The 17037-nt window shown below is 40.5% G+C and carries 21 protein-coding genes; 11 read left to right on the forward strand and 10 right to left on the reverse strand.

The window, feature by feature from the left end:
- The coding region (locus V6C71_11655) for a hypothetical protein (protein HEY9769131.1) at window positions 1–181 on the forward strand (181 nt) is incomplete at its 5' end.
- Window positions 182–378: 197 nt separating this feature from the next.
- Complete coding sequence (locus V6C71_11660; GenBank protein HEY9769132.1) at window positions 379–609, forward strand: hypothetical protein; 231 nt, start codon at window positions 379–381, stop codon at window positions 607–609.
- Between the two features lie 22 nt (window positions 610–631).
- Here V6C71_11660 and V6C71_11665 read toward each other — a convergent pair whose 3' ends face one another.
- Window positions 632–1129: a hypothetical protein gene (locus V6C71_11665; GenBank protein ID HEY9769133.1), complete on the reverse strand. Its 498-nt coding sequence runs from the start codon at window positions 1127–1129 to the stop codon at window positions 632–634.
- A gap of 133 nt (window positions 1130–1262) precedes the next feature.
- Here V6C71_11665 and V6C71_11670 point away from each other — a divergent pair, with 133 nt between their 5' ends.
- Entirely contained in the window at window positions 1263–2159 is an 897-nt protein-coding gene (locus tag V6C71_11670; protein HEY9769134.1) for a hypothetical protein, read from the forward strand.
- 47 nt (window positions 2160–2206) lie between these two features.
- Here V6C71_11670 and V6C71_11675 read toward each other — a convergent pair whose 3' ends face one another.
- From V6C71_11675 to V6C71_11685, 3 genes are all read right to left on the reverse strand, one after another.
- Window positions 2207–3073: a haloacid dehalogenase-like hydrolase gene (locus tag V6C71_11675; GenBank protein ID HEY9769135.1), complete on the reverse strand. Its 867-nt coding sequence runs from the start codon at window positions 3071–3073 to the stop codon at window positions 2207–2209.
- Window positions 3074–3141: 68 nt separating this feature from the next.
- Window positions 3142–3366: a hypothetical protein gene (locus V6C71_11680; protein HEY9769136.1), complete on the reverse strand. Its 225-nt coding sequence runs from the start codon at window positions 3364–3366 to the stop codon at window positions 3142–3144.
- A gap of 4 nt (window positions 3367–3370) precedes the next feature.
- Window positions 3371–3526, reverse strand: coding sequence for a hypothetical protein (locus tag V6C71_11685; GenBank protein ID HEY9769137.1), 156 nt, complete (start codon window positions 3524–3526; stop codon window positions 3371–3373).
- Between the two features lie 89 nt (window positions 3527–3615).
- On the opposite strand from V6C71_11685, the gene V6C71_11690 reads away from it, so the two are divergent.
- Complete coding sequence (locus V6C71_11690; protein ID HEY9769138.1) at window positions 3616–4635, forward strand: SPFH domain-containing protein; 1020 nt, start codon at window positions 3616–3618, stop codon at window positions 4633–4635.
- 313 nt (window positions 4636–4948) lie between these two features.
- Here the strand turns inward: V6C71_11690 and V6C71_11695 are convergent, their stop codons facing one another.
- A complete protein-coding gene (locus V6C71_11695; protein ID HEY9769139.1) occupies window positions 4949–5326 on the reverse strand; it encodes a transcriptional repressor in 378 nt (125 codons plus the stop codon).
- A gap of 181 nt (window positions 5327–5507) precedes the next feature.
- On the opposite strand from V6C71_11695, the gene purS reads away from it, so the two are divergent.
- The 3 genes from purS to V6C71_11710 all read left to right on the forward strand — a co-directional run bounded on the left by purS (window position 5508) and on the right by V6C71_11710 (window position 7538).
- The gene (gene purS, locus V6C71_11700; GenBank protein HEY9769140.1) at window positions 5508–5774 is read left to right on the forward strand and encodes a phosphoribosylformylglycinamidine synthase subunit PurS; all 267 of its coding nucleotides are present in this window, start codon (window positions 5508–5510) and stop codon (window positions 5772–5774) included.
- 22 nt (window positions 5775–5796) lie between these two features.
- On the forward strand, window positions 5797–6492 hold the full coding sequence (purQ, locus tag V6C71_11705; protein HEY9769141.1) for a phosphoribosylformylglycinamidine synthase subunit PurQ: 696 nt from the start codon (window positions 5797–5799) through the stop codon (window positions 6490–6492).
- A 143-nt stretch (window positions 6493–6635) separates the two neighbouring features.
- Complete coding sequence (locus tag V6C71_11710) at window positions 6636–7538, forward strand: D-hexose-6-phosphate mutarotase (GenBank protein HEY9769142.1); 903 nt, start codon at window positions 6636–6638, stop codon at window positions 7536–7538.
- A gap of 29 nt (window positions 7539–7567) precedes the next feature.
- On the opposite strand, the gene V6C71_11715 is transcribed toward V6C71_11710, so the two are convergent.
- Window positions 7568–9214: a ShlB/FhaC/HecB family hemolysin secretion/activation protein gene (locus V6C71_11715; GenBank protein ID HEY9769143.1), complete on the reverse strand. Its 1647-nt coding sequence runs from the start codon at window positions 9212–9214 to the stop codon at window positions 7568–7570.
- A 112-nt stretch (window positions 9215–9326) separates the two neighbouring features.
- Window positions 9327–10436, reverse strand: coding sequence for a DNA-processing protein DprA (gene dprA, locus V6C71_11720; GenBank protein ID HEY9769144.1), 1110 nt, complete (start codon window positions 10434–10436; stop codon window positions 9327–9329).
- Between the two features lie 167 nt (window positions 10437–10603).
- Here dprA and V6C71_11725 point away from each other — a divergent pair, with 167 nt between their 5' ends.
- Window positions 10604–11254 carry a GIY-YIG nuclease family protein gene (locus V6C71_11725; protein HEY9769145.1) on the forward strand — a complete coding sequence of 217 codons (651 nt, stop codon included), beginning with the start codon at window positions 10604–10606 and terminating at the stop codon, window positions 11252–11254.
- 54 nt (window positions 11255–11308) lie between these two features.
- On the opposite strand, the gene V6C71_11730 is transcribed toward V6C71_11725, so the two are convergent.
- The 3 genes from V6C71_11730 to V6C71_11740 form a co-directional block, all read right to left on the reverse strand.
- Window positions 11309–11593 (reverse strand): hypothetical protein, encoded by a 285-nt coding sequence (locus tag V6C71_11730; GenBank protein HEY9769146.1) that lies wholly within the window; start codon window positions 11591–11593, stop codon window positions 11309–11311.
- A gap of 398 nt (window positions 11594–11991) precedes the next feature.
- On the reverse strand, window positions 11992–14697 hold the full coding sequence (locus V6C71_11735; GenBank protein HEY9769147.1) for a CBS domain-containing protein: 2706 nt from the start codon (window positions 14695–14697) through the stop codon (window positions 11992–11994).
- 12 nt (window positions 14698–14709) lie between these two features.
- The gene (locus V6C71_11740) at window positions 14710–15327 is read right to left on the reverse strand and encodes a hypothetical protein (protein ID HEY9769148.1); all 618 of its coding nucleotides are present in this window, start codon (window positions 15325–15327) and stop codon (window positions 14710–14712) included.
- Window positions 15328–15483: 156 nt separating this feature from the next.
- On the opposite strand from V6C71_11740, the gene V6C71_11745 reads away from it, so the two are divergent.
- The 3 genes from V6C71_11745 to V6C71_11755 all read left to right on the forward strand — a co-directional run bounded on the left by V6C71_11745 (window position 15484) and on the right by V6C71_11755 (window position 16957).
- Window positions 15484–15852 carry a hypothetical protein gene (locus tag V6C71_11745; GenBank protein HEY9769149.1) on the forward strand — a complete coding sequence of 123 codons (369 nt, stop codon included), beginning with the start codon at window positions 15484–15486 and terminating at the stop codon, window positions 15850–15852.
- Between the two features lie 179 nt (window positions 15853–16031).
- Window positions 16032–16541, forward strand: a complete 510-nt coding sequence (locus tag V6C71_11750) for a pentapeptide repeat-containing protein (GenBank protein ID HEY9769150.1) — start codon at window positions 16032–16034, stop codon at window positions 16539–16541.
- Between the two features lie 194 nt (window positions 16542–16735).
- Window positions 16736–16957 carry a hypothetical protein gene (locus V6C71_11755; GenBank protein HEY9769151.1) on the forward strand — a complete coding sequence of 74 codons (222 nt, stop codon included), beginning with the start codon at window positions 16736–16738 and terminating at the stop codon, window positions 16955–16957.
- The last annotated feature ends 80 nt before the right edge of the window (window positions 16958–17037 follow it).

Consider the following 17037-nt stretch of genomic DNA (forward strand, 5'->3'; position numbering starts at 1 on the left):
TGATATCGAGCAATATCGAGATTGTGTAGAAATTACTAGATCCCAAGTGCCAGCTTCATTAGCAGATATTTATCATATTCTTGACTGTCATAAGATTCCTCGTAACGCACTGCTCAAGTTGATGTTCTGTTGCTCGTTTGAGAGGCTACCTATGGTAAGGCAGAAGAAGATGAAGCAATAGAGCAGATCGAACATATTGACCCCGAACGGATCGCAGAATTAGACGAGGCTACAGGAGTAGCCCTAGCAACTTCTCACGTCGATCTGTCACGAATTCGCCGTACCCAAGACCAAGACTATGTTTCTGAAGAACAAAGATTGATGCCACGCTACATAGAAGAATTCTTCAAGAGTACTTGCGAGCATCTGAAGATTAATATGGAAACACGCGGTGATGGTTTATGGCGTATTCCCTACATCAAAGAGGAGTTTCGTTCGGATAATTTAAATGCTGTACGTCGTTTAGGAACACCAGAAAAACACTATTCCAAACTGACTTTTTATAAAGAGCATTTGGCTAATGCGACTCACCAGGATGCAGAATTACTTTCTCCTGGTCATTCTCTATTTGCCGCGATCGCCCCATTCGTAACCGCTAATGCTATCTGAGAATAAGAAAACTGGAAGAATATCATGTCGAAACTGCAAGCGGACGCAGCGGCGGGGTTCGGCTTGTTCTGTTACGGTTGTATTCTTCCAGTACAGTCTTGTAGTCAGAGCAATTGTATCTGTCAAAAATCTCCGCAAAAATATTGGGCATTTTTCTGTAGGGAGAAACCCCTAAATCTCGAAGCAAAATATCGATGTATTGCTGGTAACGGACGTTAACCCCAGATCCGCGTGTGGGTTCAAACTGGATATGTTCGTTCTTCCATTGGCGGACTTGTTCGATGTCTTGCTCCATCTGTTCGACTGAGGGCAATTCAAGCTCTCCGTCTAGATAAGCGCAAAGCCAGAGTGTTTTAATTTCGACAGCAGGAACGTGTAAAAACCCATGATTGAACCCGACAAAACCAAGATTGGGGATGCGGCTACTGGGTATTCCTTTAACCTTAATATCACTATCTATTGTTGCTTGCAGCCCATCTGTAGAGTCTAATGCTAGATTAAAGCTGTAGATCGCATTCAAAAAGAGCTTTAAGTAGCTACCGATTGCAGTAAGTCGCCTTTTTTATATGGTAGATTAAGAGCCATTATGTAATGTAATATGCTTACCACATGGAGTATCAGTTTTTAGATTAAATAACACTATTAAGTCAACTATGTCAACCAAAATTGCAGTAGCGATCGTCCATGGTATTTGTGTCGGAAATGAATTTGACAATGAAGAAAGCCCCAAATATACGGATGGAATGGCGCAAGCTTTAAAGCTAAAATTGGCAGATATAGCAGGAAAATCGGGAAGCGAAGACCAAAAATTAAAGTGGATCGATTCAAAACTAGCCATCACAGCGATTAATTGGACTCCTGTATTGCGAGAAGAACGCAAAAACTTATATCAAAAGCTAGGTGTCGACAATTTAGATAGCTTCTTTGGTTTACGAGAGTTTATCTTTCAGGCGATCGCTGATAGTTTAACCTATCAGGTTACTCAATCTAAAATAGATAATCTTTGGAGTTATGCTGGTATTCATCGTTGTTTTGCCGACGGTTTAAATAGCCTAGCTCAAGAAGAACAGGCGGGAAGCGATGCGCCGTTATGTATAATCTCTCATAGTTTGGGAACGGTAATTAGCAGCAACTACATCTACGATCTACAAACTAAAAAAGCTCAGATTGATATTGGGGACACACCTTTAGAACGGGGCGAAACTCTCACTTCGGTTTACACTATGGCTAGTCAGATTCCTTTTTGGTCTTTGCGACATCCCAACTTCAACCAACCGATTAAAGTACCCTCGGAAAAACTCGGACAATATTATCCCAACTTGAAGGGTGAATGGATTAATTTCTACAATAAAAGCGATATTATGGCATATCCTCTTAAATCACTTAATGAAGCATATTCAAAGGCGGTAACTGAAGACCAAGAAGTTAATAATGGGGGGTTATTAGAATCATGGAATCCGTTGTCTCACTGTAGCTATTGGACTAGTGAAAGGGCGATCGATACTATTGCTAATGGTTTGTACGACATTTTACAGCAGCTCGATCCATAGATAATCTCGGGTTTGGATGGATAGTAGTGGTGCAACGCCAAGAAATCTTATTCCCCTATACTCAACCGGCGTAAAGCAATTTGCTTGCAGATACCTTCAACAGCTAAAGTTAAAGACTGCATTAATTCTGAATTTTCGCTATAATCGGGCGATGCTATGTTTCCTACTCTTTGATTAACATCTATTTTGTCCTGTTGTGACCATCTTTCAGGGTCACTTTCTTTATACAAACCAATACCCACACCGTTACCTTGATTTACCACCGCGAAACAGGGAGCATCGGAAGCACCATCACCGACATATACTACTTGTGTCAAAGGAATACGTAATTTATCTCGATCTACATTGTCATAGGCGTACATCAAATCTTTGGCTTTGTCGCCATCGATCCCTTTAGAAAGATAGTAAAGGTAGCTGGTTTTTTCGGTATTGGTCATTTGCTGCTTGATAAACTTTATTTCCCCATCTTCTCCATAATGAAATTGACTACCCCACATCGCATTAAAGTTACTGGAAATAGAAGTATTTTGTGCTATTTCAATAAAACCACCAGTAATTAGATAAAACTCGACCTCCACATCCGAAATCAAATCTCTGGCACACTGACGAAGACGGTCGAACATTTCTGGTACGCCCTGATAAGGCTTTAAATTTTTGCCTACTTTGGCTAGCCTTTGTTTAGTAATCTTGTCTTCACCTGGACGTTGTTTTGATTCTTTTACCAAACAATAGGCTCTGACGATATACTTGTCCCAACCCTCATTTATTAAAGGCTTAACTCTTTCCTGTTTAAAAGCATTAACATCTAAACCCAGATCTTCTAGTAAAACAGCAAAGGTATCTGGTGCTAGAGTTAGATCGAAATCGAAAACAACAGCAAGACGATTAGCAAATGGTTTAGTGGCAGTGGTCATTTTTTGATAAATTTAGGTCACAACAAACTAAACTATTATCTCGTGGCGCGATCGCACTTCACATCCTGCTAAAGTCTATTTATTTTGTTATTTAAAAGCGATAGTTTTTCTTCTACCTTTTGTGGTTCAAAAGGATCGCGATGGGGAATATATAGTTGGGACTTATAGTCATCTTCTATCTCTATTTCAGGCGGTGAGATTGCTCTAACAATTATTCTGCCTAAAGCATAGGCAAGAAAAACACCTGCGAGGGCGAAAATAAAAGTAAAAATTAAATTACTGGGACGTTTCATAATTTTAGGTAATAGTACCTTTGAATGAGGGAAGTCGAGCTAATAAATAACAAGGCGATCGCAATCCCCTAACTAGGGTTAGTAAAGGTTTACTTAAAATATGTCTGCTGGAGCGGCTGACTGGAGTTTGCGGGTGGCGATCGCTCCTGAAATGCCACACATGCCGATGGTAAAATAGATTAAATCTTAACCTTTAGATAAGAGTTATAACTAAAGCAATATTGAATTAATATTCAGGAGAAGTTAATTATGGGTCAGTTTTTAACCCTAATCCTACTATTATTAGGTTCTACTACGTTAGCAGGATCGGTCAAAATTGTTAAAGAAAAAGAAGAATATTTAATCGAAAGTTTAGGTAGTTATAAAAGGAAATTAGAGCCAGGTTTAAATTTTGTTACCCCTTTTATTGATAAAGTGGTCTACAAAGGCAATGTTAAAGAAAGGGTTCTAGATATTCCTGCTCAGTCTTGTATTACCCGCGACAATGTAAGCATTACCGTTGATGCCGTAGTCTACTGGCGCATCATGGATATGTACAAGGCTTTTTATAAGGTAGAAAACCTGCGAGATGCGATGGTAAATTTAGTTTTGACTCAAATTCGCTCAGAAATGGGTACATTAGAACTCGACCAAACTTTTACTGCTCGTACCGAAATTAATGAAATTCTGTTGCGGGAATTAGATATTGCTACCGATCCTTGGGGGGTAAAGGTAACCAGGGTAGAATTAAGAGATATTATGCCTTCCAAAGCTGTACAGGATTCAATGGAATTGCAGATGGCGGCGGAAAGACAAAAGCGAGCTAATATTTTAACTTCTGAAGGGCATCGAGATTCAGCGATTAATTCGGCTCAGGGAGATGCTCAAGCTAGATTATTACAGGCGGAAGCAGCTAAACAAGCCGCTATTTTAGCTGCCGAAGCAGAGCAGCAGGCAATCATTCTCAAAGCGCAGGGTGAGCGTCAAGAACAAATCCTCAGAGCAGAAGCAACTGCCGAAGCCATGCGCATTGTGAGCGAAAAGCTCAAAACCGATCCTGATGCCCACGAAGCTTTACAGTTTTTATTGGCACAAAACTATCTAGAAATGGGCAAAGAAATTGGCAACAGCGAAAGCAGCAAGGTGATGTTTATGGATCCTCGCAGCATGATTTCTACTATTGAAGGAGTGCAGTCGGTAATTTCTCAAAATAATAATAACGGTAGTCAGAAACCACAAATGCCTGTGGAATTAGACATTAAGAAAATCGAGCGCGACTTTAAACGCTAGAGCTAATTGAAATTAACAACTATTTCTATTTATTTAATCAACATTAGCTCAATCAAGTTTCTTATGGATTAAACGCTTCATTTGAATGCTTGTAATAACATTTCATAAGACATATAATTTTATAACTTTTGGATAAGCAAAAATTTGCGGTATAAACATTTGAGGCAACCTCAAATGTTTATACCGCACGCCTGGGGCAACCCCAGGCGACAGCCCCTCCCCAAGATCGCAATGCTTCACTACGAACCAACTAATTGAAAACGTAGTCTATTCAACTGAAAACGGCTGTAAATTATTGACGATCAACTTTGAGTTAATGGCACTTCTGGCACAAACCAAAAAACTCGAGGGTATGATAATAAACCTTGAATGTATGAGACTTTTCCAACTGCTGTTCTAGATCGTGTACGGGACACTCATCAATTGGAATAGACGTACCGCAGTTAACGCAGGTAAGATGATGGCGATCGCTTTTAATTAAACTATAGACAGATTCGCCATTGGCTAAGGTACGTACTTGAACTTCTCCCTGAAGTTTTAAGGCTTCTAGAGAACGATAGACCGTGGCCAAACCCATATCTTGTTGGCGCTTACGTAGTTCAATATAAAGATCCTGAGCCGAAATAGAAAGCTTAAGACTTTGGAGTACTGTCATAATTCGCTCTTGAGAACGGGTACGTTGCGTTTTCATAGTTTGCTTTTATCTATCGAACCTGAATCTATTTTACGTCTGTACTAGCTTCTTCGATCTTAACCTCTGCTAGCTTAGAGAAATCAATCCTAACTGAATATTGAATTTAATTTATTAGTGTCAGGTAAAGCTATAAAATCATAAAAGCTACTGGCTTTTAGTAATTATCAACCACCGTTCTATGGCTACCAAATATCACGCTCGTATTTATGTTACCCTTCGTTCTTCAGTATTAGATCCAGCAGGTACGGCGGTAGAATCGGGACTCAAGCAAATGGGATATACCGAAGTAGAGTCGGTCAGAATTGGTAAATATATTGAAATGCAGTTAACCGCAGCCAACGAAGATCTCGCCAAACAGCATCTAGATGAAATGTGCGATCGCCTATTGGCAAATACGGTAATTGAAAATTACTGCTTTGAATTAACTGAATTGGCTACAGCATAAAATTCACCAGAGGAATTAAGGTATGAAATTTGGGGTTATAGTTTTTCCTGGCTCAAATTGCGATCGCGATATTTTGACGGTAACTCAAGGCCTATTATCTGTACCTACCCGCATGGTATGGCACCAAGAAACCGATATCCACGATCTCGATCTAGTTATTGTTCCAGGCGGCTTTAGCTACGGCGATTATCTGCGCTGTGGTGCTATTGCACAGTTTTCTCCCATAATGAACAGCGTCATCGAACACGCTAAACAGGGTAAATATGTTTTAGGCATCTGCAATGGTTTTCAAATACTTACAGAAGTCGGTTTGTTACCAGGGGCATTAATTCGCAATCGTAAACTTCATTTTATCTGCGATCGCGTTTTAGTTAAAGTCGAACGTAATCAGACGATTTGGACTCAGAAGTATCAAAATCAACAAGTAATTACTTTGCCTGTTGCTCATGGGGAAGGCTGCTACTACGCCGATGATGATACTTTACAAGCTTTAGAAGATCGCGATCGGGTATTGTTCCGCTACTGTAGTCCATCGGGAGAAATCAACGCCGAGCATAATCTTAATGGTTCGATGAATAATATAGCGGGAATTGTCAATCAGCAGGGCAATGTATTGGGCATGATGCCTCATCCAGAGCGAGCTTCAGATCGGGCGATTGGCGGTACGGATGGTTTAGCTTTGTTTCAAGGATTACTGAACTCAATGGCTGTTTTCTAGTAAGGTACTGCATATTAGTCAGCTTCGTTCTCTTGACGAGTGTTTAAGCTATTAGTTATTAACTTTTGATTGATTGATGACTATTCCCTCCTGCCTCCTGACAAAAATCCATTTCTAAAACTAAACGAGGTATAAACATCAACATGAATATCGAGCAATTAAACGCGGATTACGGCATTGTCAACAAAGTTAAGTTTATTGAGGGTAAAGGTGGCTTTCCCGTCATCGAGATTAGCAACGAATACGCCCAAGCTACAATCTCGGTTTATGCAGCTCAGGTATTGTCTTTTAAACCTGTCAACCAATCAGAAATCATGTTTTTGAGTAGCCAAGCCTATCACCAGTCGGGTAAAGCAATCAAAGGCGGTACGCCGATTTGTTGGCCCTGGTTTGGCCCCGATCCTGAAGCTAAAGGACGCTCTAGTCATGGTTTTGTGCGTAATCGACTGTGGCAAATGCGCGATGTGGTTAGTACCCAAGACGGGGCAACTCAGGTGATAATGGGGCTGGTAGATACGGCAGAAACGAGAGAAATTTGGGACTATAGTTTTGATGTCGAGATCGCCATTACCGTCGGTAGTTCCTTAACCATAAAATTAATTACCCAGAACACAGGGCAAGAGACTTTTTCGCTTACTCAGGCTTTACATACTTATTTCCAAATTGCCGATATTAATCAGGTAGCGGTATTAGGTTTAGAAGGTAAGACTTATCTGGATAAAGTCGATGGTGGGCAACAAAAAACTCAGGCTGGTACAGTTACTTTTTCAGGAGAATGCGATCGCATTTATTTAGATGTTCCGTCAGAGTTAGTCATTGAGGATCCCGTAGGGAACAGAAACATCAAAGTTACCGCCACTAATAGCAAGACAGCGATCGTCTGGAATCCCGGGGCAGATATTTCGGCGAACATGGCGGATTTAGGCGATCGAGACTACATGAACTTTGTCTGTGTCGAAACTGCTAACGCTGCTAATGAAATTATTGAAGTCGCTGCTGGCGATCATTACAAAATAGCTGCTAACTACGCTGTCGAAAAGCCTTAAATAATATTATGTAAGATACTAATACAGCGTCAGAAAAAATTAGAATCAAGCGAAAAATAAATTCCATCTTCCTGTAAAGAACTGTTTTCTGCCTCTACCGTTGACAAAGGAATCCCCCAATCTAAACGGGCGTTAAAATTCTCACCCAGCGAAAAGTTTAAGCCAACTCCCAAAGAAGGCAAGGTGGAATTGGTAATTTCAACATCATCACTATTCCAAACTGTTCCTACATCAAAGAAAGGGGCGATTTGCACTAACCCATCAATTTGTTTGAATCTCAATACTGGTATCCGCAGTTCGGCTGAAGCAAATAAGCCATTGTCTGCTAAACTAAGATCCTGGCGATAACCTCTGGCACTATTAGCACCACCCAATCTAAATTGCTCTAGGGGTACTAAGCTACCACCCGATAGTTGAGCATCTCCTCGCAATAGCAACAAAAAGTCTCGATCGTTCAAGCGTCTTACCCATTGGCTTTGTCCGCGCCAAGCTAAAAAAGTACTGTCAGGCTCACCATCATCATTAATCGTGGGATTAAGAACATCTACCCCAAGACTAAATTGAGAACGAAAAGCCAACACCTCTTTTTCGTTGCGTTTGACAAACTCTTGAAATAATCTAATCGCACTAATTCTCGTTTCTCCCTCCTCATTAGCACCAGGGGAAAGCTGAAAACTATCTTCTAATAGAAAAGTCTCGCTTTCAGTACGGGTTAGGCTTATGCCGAGAGCGAATTCTTGGGTCGGCTGCTGTATAATGGGTTGACGTAGACTTAGCTCATAATAGCGAGATTTAGATTCAATATCGAGAGCAGTAAAGGGTTGTTCGATTACGTCGTTGGAATTGTTGCCATAAGCTGCCTCAATCGTGCCATTTCTCGAGTTAATGGGTAAACTGTAGGCAAAATTTAAAGCATTACTGCCATTGGTGTTGGCATACTCAAAGTTAAATCGATCGCCATATCCTAATAAATTACCGTGGTTAATTCCAATCGATCTTTCGCTAGTGCCGACGCTGGGAGATCTATTATTATTCAAGCTAGTGGCAATATTAAATACATCCGCCTCTTGAATTTCAATTTCCAGCAAGCTGGTTCCTGGGCGGATTCCTGCCGAGAGTTCGGCAGAGACATTATTAATTAAGGGATCGAGACGTAATAATTGCAAAGCAGATAGCAAGGTATCAATATTAATCGGTTTTCCTGCCGCTGCTTCTATTCGAGACGAAATGTAATTAGAAGAAAGATCTTCTGTTCCTGAGACTTTAATCGCTTCGAGTTGTCCTTCTAAGACGGCAATTGTAATCGTGCCATTATTTAATTTTTGGGGAGGAATATAAGCTCCTGAACTAACGTATCCTTTTTCAGTATAGAGTTTAGTAATTGCGCTTCTGGCTTGAAATAACTCTGGTAAGGTTAAAGGGCGATTACGATAAGATTTAACGGCTCGATCTAGTTCTTGTTTACTAAAAATACTGCTGCCAACCACATCAAAGCTTTTGACGACAATTTGCTCAGGAATATCATCAAAATCTTGGGCAATAACATTTGTTTCTTCGGCATTCAATGGCTGTAACCCTGAAAGCGTAGCTGCGATCGCAAGTAGAGGAATTGATAGTTTAACTTTATTGGAGTAATTTGATTCTAACTTGCGCCAAAAATTATTGGGAATCAACATATCAATCACTATGCGTTGAGAGAGCCATTTTATAATGTTCCCAAAATCATTCTATAAGTAACGCGATCGCTGATATTAGTTATTTTTTGTGCTTCGATTAATATTTTTTGAGTTAATTTTTAATTTGGTAGCGCATTCCTGGTAGCTGTAATACCAAATCCATTAACTCTAGCTGGGATAAAGCCGATAAAACTTCGCTGATGTCCAATCCTGTTTGCTCGACAATTGAATCTATGGGAACAGACTCTCGATCGAGCAGGCGATATATCTTTTCTAATTCTGGGTTTAAATCTGGTATGGGTTGGCTAGAAATAGACGCAATACGATCTAAACAAGGCATTGTGCCTAACATTTCTAGTAAGTTTTCAATGCCCAAAACTATGTGCGCTCCAGAATTGAGCAGTGCCAAACATCCCAAAGCTTGAGTATTATCTAAAGAGCCAGGCAGAACATAAACATCGCGACAAAAATCATTGGCAAAACGAGCCGTAATCAAAGCACCTGAACGCTGAGGGGCTTCCATAATTAAAACGGCGCGACACAAACCGGCAATGATGCGATTACGTGCAGGAAAATGATTGCGATCTGGTGGGGTTTGGGCAGGATATTCACTAACTATCAAGCCTTGCTCGATTAATCGCTGATAAAGACTACGATTACTGTAAGGATAAACTGTATCTACTCCCGTGCCTAAAACCGCGATCGTTCTACCATTAGCTTCTAAGCAGGCTTGATGCGCCACGGTATCGATTCCTGCCGCCATGCCCGATACAATCCCAAAGCCATGACTGACTAATGCCTGGGTAATTTTTCTCGTCCAGCGTTTGCCGTATTCTGTGGGGTTGCGAGTTCCTACAATGCCGATCATTGGCTTGATGCCTTGATTTTCGGCTGGCTCAACCTGCCCTAAATAGTAAAGCAGCGGTGGTGGACTAGGAATCTCTAACAGTAGTCGTGGATATGCCGTCTCTGCTGGTATCCAAAACTGGGGATTTTGGATTAGATGTTGAGTGATTAATTCTGCGGGATAGTGTTTGATTCTTTTTTGTTGTATAGCAGTAACAAACTTATTCCCTAGACCATCAATTTCGGCAAAGGCGATCGCTGGTGCATTCCAAGCCTTTTCCAGCGAACCAAAGTGCTGATAGATCTTTTTGAGAGTAACCGCGCCAATGCCGTTAATTTGTGACCAGGCTAACCAATAAGCTCGTTCTTGTTCCATTAAAATAAAAGTTTATAAGTGCGATCGCATCTTTTGTCAGCAATTATTGATTCTTACTAATTGATTGTCAATCTTTAATTCTGGTTAAATTACGATTTTTATCTAGATCCGTTCGCTCCAGTCCAATGCAGGTAGGATAATTAATGACGCTTATTTAGGCTATTGCTGTGGAATCGAAAAATACTTCTCTCGAACATCAAAACGTTCCTATTGCTCATGAAGGGTTACATAGCTTTCTGTATAGTTCTGACAATGAACACAATGCCGATAGTTCTAACTCAACGATTAATTCTGATGGAACAACGATAGTTGCGGTTTCGGAGTGGTCAGAACAGATCGAAAATACTAAGGTTGCAGGCGTTTATGCGGTTATCGACGGCGATCGCATTTATCAGTATATTGGCTATTCTCGAGATGTTCTGCGTTCTCTTAAAGGACACATTGCCCAAAACGGTACACAAGTTTGCACCTTTATCCGTGTCAAAACTTTTAAGTTCCCCAAACGTCAAGCCATGGAAGAACTAAAAGATAATTGGATAGCTGAGTTAGATTACATCCCTGTGGGAAATACAGGTAAGAGTGGAACATGGGCTAGTACAATCGGTGAGACTGCTCAAGCAACTATGACAGAAGGTGAGAAAAATACTTATGAGTCAAAGAAGCTGAAGCTGCGTAAAGCAATGGCAGATGCCACTTTAATCGATGAGTTAACCGCGCAGGATACTCAAAGCGAAGCAGAAATTCAGCGTCGGCAAAAACTTGAAGCAGCAGTTGAAAATGATGATTGGAGTTCTGTGATTGAATCTCAACAGCAATAGATTTATGGGATAAATTGAAAAAATTGGTTGACTCATGCTCTTACAAGAGTCAAGTCAAGAGTCCGATAGCTCTTTTAACGCGACAGTGCCGACAAAAAAAGTATAAATGCCATAAGTAAGCGGATTTTTATGGCGAGAAGCAGCTTTAGTAGCAGCAATCAATCCTTCAATACCATGGGCAATTAAAGCAATACTTGCTAACCAAAAAATAGATTTTAAGTTAGTGGGTAATAACTGATTGTTTAGATGCAAATACAAGTTCCATCCTTGTAAGCCTAAAGCACTGGTCATTGCTATAGTAGAGATTATTTTGATTGTGTTTGATATTGCTGGCTTCATTTAATTTGCTGTCAAATGGTTTTAGTTTAATCTAGGCAGTCTATTGCAGTCAATTTCAGTCGTATAAGAACTTCTTTTTGTGGCAGAAAAATTGATACCATCGCTCAAAAGTAATTAGAGACTTGGTAGTACCATGTCTAGGCTAAAATGCTGGGCTGATTCCCCCAAAGCGAGCGACGCGGAGGACGCGGGGTCGCAAGTAATGAACGCACCCCATAGCAGATCATTGATTTGCTTACCAACTACATCTAAGTTTTTGATAAGTTATCGATCGCGCTTTTTTAAGCTTTATTTCTCTAGCCAATGCGCAAGAATTGGTATAAGTAAATTTACTAAATCGAAAATGAAAGTACTTTTCTTACAAGCTTTAAGTAAAAACAATATGCTGACTAATATATTTAGATATATTTAGATTTTACATACTCGACCGCCTTAGCGCGATCGCATATCCGACGATCGAGAGTAGCAGCCAAAACATCAGCTAAAATCTGTTTATATAATGGCCCTGGTTTGAAACCTAGGGTTTTCAAGTCGTTACCGTTCAACAGAGGTTTTACTTGAGATAAGTTAGTAATATATTGCCAAACTAAGCGACGAATCTGCTTATTGCTTCTAGCTGCAAACAAAATTAAACCCAAAGGTTTATATGAGTGCAATAACTGATAAATTTGGCTAGGAGAATTACTTTGAGCTAGCTGAGTTGCAACCTCACTTTCTAATATTTCTAGCTGTTGGAGTCGTTGCAGGCTATCCTTGGGCAGCTGCAAATTATTTGCCACCATAATCCTTGAAGGTGGAGCTAAATGAGCAATTAAAGCTTCTAGTCTAATCAACCAAAGATCGGTAGTTTGGGGTTCAAGACAAGATAACCATTTAGAAACGCAATGTATCTGCCACTTTAAGGCGGGAGTCAAGGTTAAGTCTTGATGTAAACAGCTCAAAGCTTTTAGCTTGTCAAGCAACTGTAGTGCAGGTTGACCATATTGAGCCTGGAGAATATATTTCAATTCTGCTCTTAGTCTAGTAGTTAAAGCAGGAGTTTGGCGATCGCTAATTCTCAACCGTTCGTATACCCCGCTTTCAATTGCATAGCGGATATATTCTTCTGTCTGGGGTTCAATAGTAAAGTTCAAACGTACCGCAAATCTGACTGCACGATAGATACGGGTTGGATCTTCAATAAAGCTATTGGCATGAAGCACGCGAATCAGGCGCGATCGCAAATCTAATAAACCGCCAAAGAAGTCTAATAAATCTCCTTTGCGCGAAAATTCTCCTCGTTTGGGTGGAGTCAGACGCACAGCCAGAGCATTAATCGTAAAATCTCGGCGATATAAATCCTGACGAATTGAACTGGCTTCTACTTGAGGATTAGCTGCGGGATAGGGATAAAATTCGGTACGTGCAGTGGCAATATCTACTAGAAGATTGCCTAAGACTGGATCTTGATGCCAAGTTAAGGCTGCGGTTTGAAATTCCCCATGTATGGCAACGCTTGCTTCAGGGTACATTTGTTGAATCACCTCGGCTAATTCTACCCCCGCGCGATCGTCAGCAGAACGATGATCGCCATCAACTACTAAATCAATATCCTGCAACAGTAGCGGTTCACTATCGCTAGTGAGTAAAACATCTCGAACTCCGCCGCCGACTAAATACAGATTCCAGCCTCTAGCTAATGTAGCTTGGGTTACTTGCTGAAGGAGTTGCCAAATTGCAGGTTTTAAACGGTTTTGGAGAGTAGGTAATAGGTGAAAAGTTAAATTCTTTTTGCTAGCTGTCTCGATTTGTTCATCATAAAGTCGATCGTGTAGCTGACGTAGAACATCAGTACGAGTCACAATGCCAATCAACTCTCCTGATTCAATTACGGGTAGTCTACCTACGTCGTAAGTTACCATGATTGACTGTATTTCAGGCAAAAGCGTATCGGGAATAATTGTCTTGAGATTTCGGCTCATATAGCCTTTAACAGGAGCATGATTAAAGCCATGATGGATGGCTAAATCTAAATCACGACGAGAGATAATCCCAACTAGGCGATCGCTTTCATTAACAATTGATAGCCCAGAATGACCATAGCGAAATAAAATTCTTTGTGCCTGTTCGATAGTGGTGTCAGGACGAATAGTTCTGACGGGAGAAGACATCAGATCCCTGGCGGTAGGAGGCTGGGGAATTTGTAACTGTAATTGAGTTAACAAGTCCTCAAAAATTTGTTCGGGTTGCTTGGTGGAGATTGTCATTGAAGCTGCTTGAGCATGGCCTCCACCACCGAAAGGCTCGAAAAGCTCATTGAGATTAGTTTCTGGCAAACGCGATCGCCCGATTACTACTAGTTTGTGTCCCTCCCTTTTGGGAAATTGATGACCTAATAATAAGACATCGCTTTGGGTTAGCTCAATTAATCTTGCCGTTAAAGTCGCCAAACCAGCCACAAATTTATCTGTCTGTAATAAGACTGAAGCCAGCGTATAGCCATGGAAACTGGTGCGCTGAAGACGATCTAAAGCCTCCTTGAATAAGTCTTGTAGCTGATTAGATAATCCTGGTTCATTGTATTCAGCAATAATGGAAACGTTTGCCGACTGCTCCATCAACCAGGCGATCGCTTTAGCATCACGAGGGGTAGTTTGATCGAAGGTCAAAGAGCCTGTATCGGCATGGATGCCTAAAGCCATTGCTGTAGCTTCAGAAGGCGTTAGAGTAATATTTTGCTGCTGTAATAATTCAGCGATGTAAGTCGTAATTGCCCCAACTGCTTCGGTATAAATCTCGCTTACAGCAATGTCTGATTCAAGATCGACATGATGATCGAACACCTCAATTCGCTGCACATTGGGTAAAGTTAACCAGTCGGCTGCTGCGCCGAGGCGATCGCTTTTTTGGGTATCGACAATATAAATATTGGCGATCGCTTCAACGGTAATACTACGCATTTCGACAAAGTTAAACTCATCTCGATATAATGCCAAAAAATTTTTGACTGTGGGGTGTGCGCCTCCAGTTAAAACAATTTTCGCTCCCGATTTAAGCCGAGATAAACCAATCGCCGAACCCAAAGCGTCAAAGTCTACAGTTTGATGGCAGAGAATTATATCCATTGTGCTAATGACTTAATTACAACTAGGAGTATTCAATTCGGGCTGACGGGGAGTGACGGCTAGAGGCTTTGCCGTCAAGACAACTTTACCTTCGGCATCTGTTACCCACCCCTGAATTAGGGCAATTTTTTTAACTTCTACTCCCTGCGCTGATTCTGCTGCCTCATTTTCTACCCCGTCTACTTCTTCCACGATACGCCAGTCTGACCAAGTGTGTTCTGAGAGCAAATCTTGTTGAGGAACAAGAGGTATCCCACCACGACTAACGATAAACTTACTATTGCGACTAACCTGACAAAAATTGTTTTTAAATAAATAATTTATATCCAAAAAATCTGCCGGTAGATTAAATAAAGCGTCGGTAGCAGTAAAGTTAGGAAAAGCAATCGCCACTATCCCCTTGGTGCCAAACTGGGAACTAGCATCGAAATCGTTAGTTGTATTCGTTGATGGCGATCGTTGTTGCAAGCCAAAAATACCTTGAGCTTTAACCCTAATATTGCCACCGTCACCCTGTCCAAAAGTATTAGTGGTAATCTGGCTAAAAAGAGGCACAAATATATCCAAACCAGCAAAATCAAGATCTAAATTTTGATTAGTGCGATCGCTAGAATAATAATTATCCACCATAGATGCAAATTTAAACTTAGCTTTACTACAACCATGTTCTTATACCAATTCTCAATACCCTGAATAATTTATCAACAATTGTTACGTCAACTCAGATTTGCATAACTTTCAAGATTCTAACTTTAGTAAGCAATAGAGCCTATATCCGCTCAAACTATGAGTCAATCGTCACCAGAATTAACACCTTCAAGATTTCCCCAAACCATAGTTGCAGTCAGCCGACAAGAGCTAATCGAGCCAGTAAAGCTTACCATTAGAGACTCAGCAGGCAATACAGCAATCTTACCTAATGATTTGCCGGGTCACTTTTTAGTCATTAGACCTTCGGGTTCGCCAGATTCTCTAGTAACGGGAAGCGCGCGAGTAGTTTGGGTCAGTAAAGATGGTTGGACTCCATTGTATAACGGTGACGGGTTAGTCTATCGTGTCAGCTTTGAGAAGGGTAATGCCAGTCTAAAAACTCGTTTTGTTAAACCCCCTTGTTACTATGTTGACCGAGCAATCACAGATAAGAGTAAAACATAGCGCATTCAAAAGTCCCCTAGTCCCCTAGTCCCCTAGTCCCCTAGTCCCCTAGTCTCCCAGTCTCCCAGTCTCCGACGGCGTGAGCGTCAACAAGAACGTAACAGTCAATAGCCAAAGTGAGATTAAGGCTTATGATTTAAATAGTATTTTCATGACTAGAAAAAACATTCGCTAACAAAATGCTGTTCAATATTAAATCTTGCTTATCTACTATTGTAAATAGTTTTTTTACCTTAACTTTTGCTTTAGTAGTCACCGTTTTTTTATGGGTTGCTCCTGCTTGGAGTGCTGACTATAACAAGCAAACATTAATTCATGCTGATTTTTCCCATCAAGACTTAACCGATGCCAGTTTCGATCATACTAATCTCAGAGATAGCGATCTTAGTTTTGTTAATGCTTCTGGAGTACGTTTTTTTGGTGCTAACTTAGCCAAAGCTAATTTAGAGGGTGCAAATCTCAGCTATGCTAGTTTGGAATCTGTTCGCCTTACTCACGCCAACTTAACCGATGCAATTTTGACAGGAGCATATTTGACTAATGCTTTATTAAATGACGCTATTATTACAGGCGCAGATTTTACGGGAAGTTTATTAAGCCCAACCACGGAAAAGCAGCTATGTGAAGTGGCTAGCGGTACTAACTCTGCTACGGGCAGAAAAACCAAAGATACCTTATTTTGTCCTTAATTTTGTTCTTAAAATTACCAAATTACTTGAAGATTTGCTGCGTTTTCCAGACGATTTAAGTACTTTTTGCTTCACAATTCTAAGTTATATTGATAATCCTTAAAATCCTTAAGGATTATTTTATATTTATGCTAGCTTTTTATTGTATTGAAATTTAATTCACTACTAAATAGTCCTACAGATACAATTCAATTATGAGCAATATTAATATAGAATCCAGTATCTTACGTGCGGTTTGGTCTTCTGTAGAGGCTCTTAATAACCAAGTATTATTGCAGTTAAACGATACAGACTTGATCCATCAAATTATGAAACAGGTAGACAGGGCTGCTACATTAAGTTCCGAAGAACGTCAATCTTTAATCGATTACGTCAGTTCTAAAGTAATGTTAATTAGAGATATTGCCGAATCTTAACTAAAATCCTAGTCATGAATTAAATCGGCTCGATTGTGATGTTAAAAGATAAACTGCTGAACAGGTTAGCAAACTAGCAG

It is taken from the genome of Coleofasciculaceae cyanobacterium, from assembly GCA_036703275.1.
In the GTDB taxonomy this organism is placed as follows: Bacteria; Cyanobacteriota; Cyanobacteriia; order Cyanobacteriales; family Xenococcaceae; genus Waterburya.

What these genes read in the sequence shown, in the direction of transcription:
- V6C71_11730 (HEY9769146.1), bottom strand. Translation starts at nt 11,593, where the DNA reads ATGAAGCCAGCAATATCAAACACAATCAAAATAATCTCTACTATAGCA.
- V6C71_11680 (HEY9769136.1), bottom strand. Translation starts at nt 3,366, where the DNA reads ATGAAACGTCCCAGTAATTTAATTTTTACTTTTATTTTCGCCCTCGCA.
- V6C71_11745 (HEY9769149.1), top strand. Translation starts at nt 15,484, where the DNA reads ATGAGTCAATCGTCACCAGAATTAACACCTTCAAGATTTCCCCAAACC.
- V6C71_11695 (HEY9769139.1), bottom strand. Translation starts at nt 5,326, where the DNA reads ATGAAAACGCAACGTACCCGTTCTCAAGAGCGAATTATGACAGTACTC.
- purQ (HEY9769141.1), top strand. Translation starts at nt 5,797, where the DNA reads ATGAAATTTGGGGTTATAGTTTTTCCTGGCTCAAATTGCGATCGCGAT.
- V6C71_11740 (HEY9769148.1), bottom strand. Translation starts at nt 15,327, where the DNA reads ATGGTGGATAATTATTATTCTAGCGATCGCACTAATCAAAATTTAGAT.
- V6C71_11735 (HEY9769147.1), bottom strand. Translation starts at nt 14,697, where the DNA reads ATGGATATAATTCTCTGCCATCAAACTGTAGACTTTGACGCTTTGGGT.
- dprA (HEY9769144.1), bottom strand. Translation starts at nt 10,436, where the DNA reads ATGGAACAAGAACGAGCTTATTGGTTAGCCTGGTCACAAATTAACGGC.
- V6C71_11710 (HEY9769142.1), top strand. Translation starts at nt 6,636, where the DNA reads ATGAATATCGAGCAATTAAACGCGGATTACGGCATTGTCAACAAAGTT.
- V6C71_11750 (HEY9769150.1), top strand. Translation starts at nt 16,032, where the DNA reads ATGCTGTTCAATATTAAATCTTGCTTATCTACTATTGTAAATAGTTTT.
- purS (HEY9769140.1), top strand. Translation starts at nt 5,508, where the DNA reads ATGGCTACCAAATATCACGCTCGTATTTATGTTACCCTTCGTTCTTCA.
- V6C71_11755 (HEY9769151.1), top strand. Translation starts at nt 16,736, where the DNA reads ATGAGCAATATTAATATAGAATCCAGTATCTTACGTGCGGTTTGGTCT.
- V6C71_11690 (HEY9769138.1), top strand. Translation starts at nt 3,616, where the DNA reads ATGGGTCAGTTTTTAACCCTAATCCTACTATTATTAGGTTCTACTACG.
- V6C71_11660 (HEY9769132.1), top strand. Translation starts at nt 379, where the DNA reads ATGGAAACACGCGGTGATGGTTTATGGCGTATTCCCTACATCAAAGAG.
- V6C71_11715 (HEY9769143.1), bottom strand. Translation starts at nt 9,214, where the DNA reads ATGTTGATTCCCAATAATTTTTGGCGCAAGTTAGAATCAAATTACTCC.
- V6C71_11675 (HEY9769135.1), bottom strand. Translation starts at nt 3,073, where the DNA reads ATGACCACTGCCACTAAACCATTTGCTAATCGTCTTGCTGTTGTTTTC.
- V6C71_11670 (HEY9769134.1), top strand. Translation starts at nt 1,263, where the DNA reads ATGTCAACCAAAATTGCAGTAGCGATCGTCCATGGTATTTGTGTCGGA.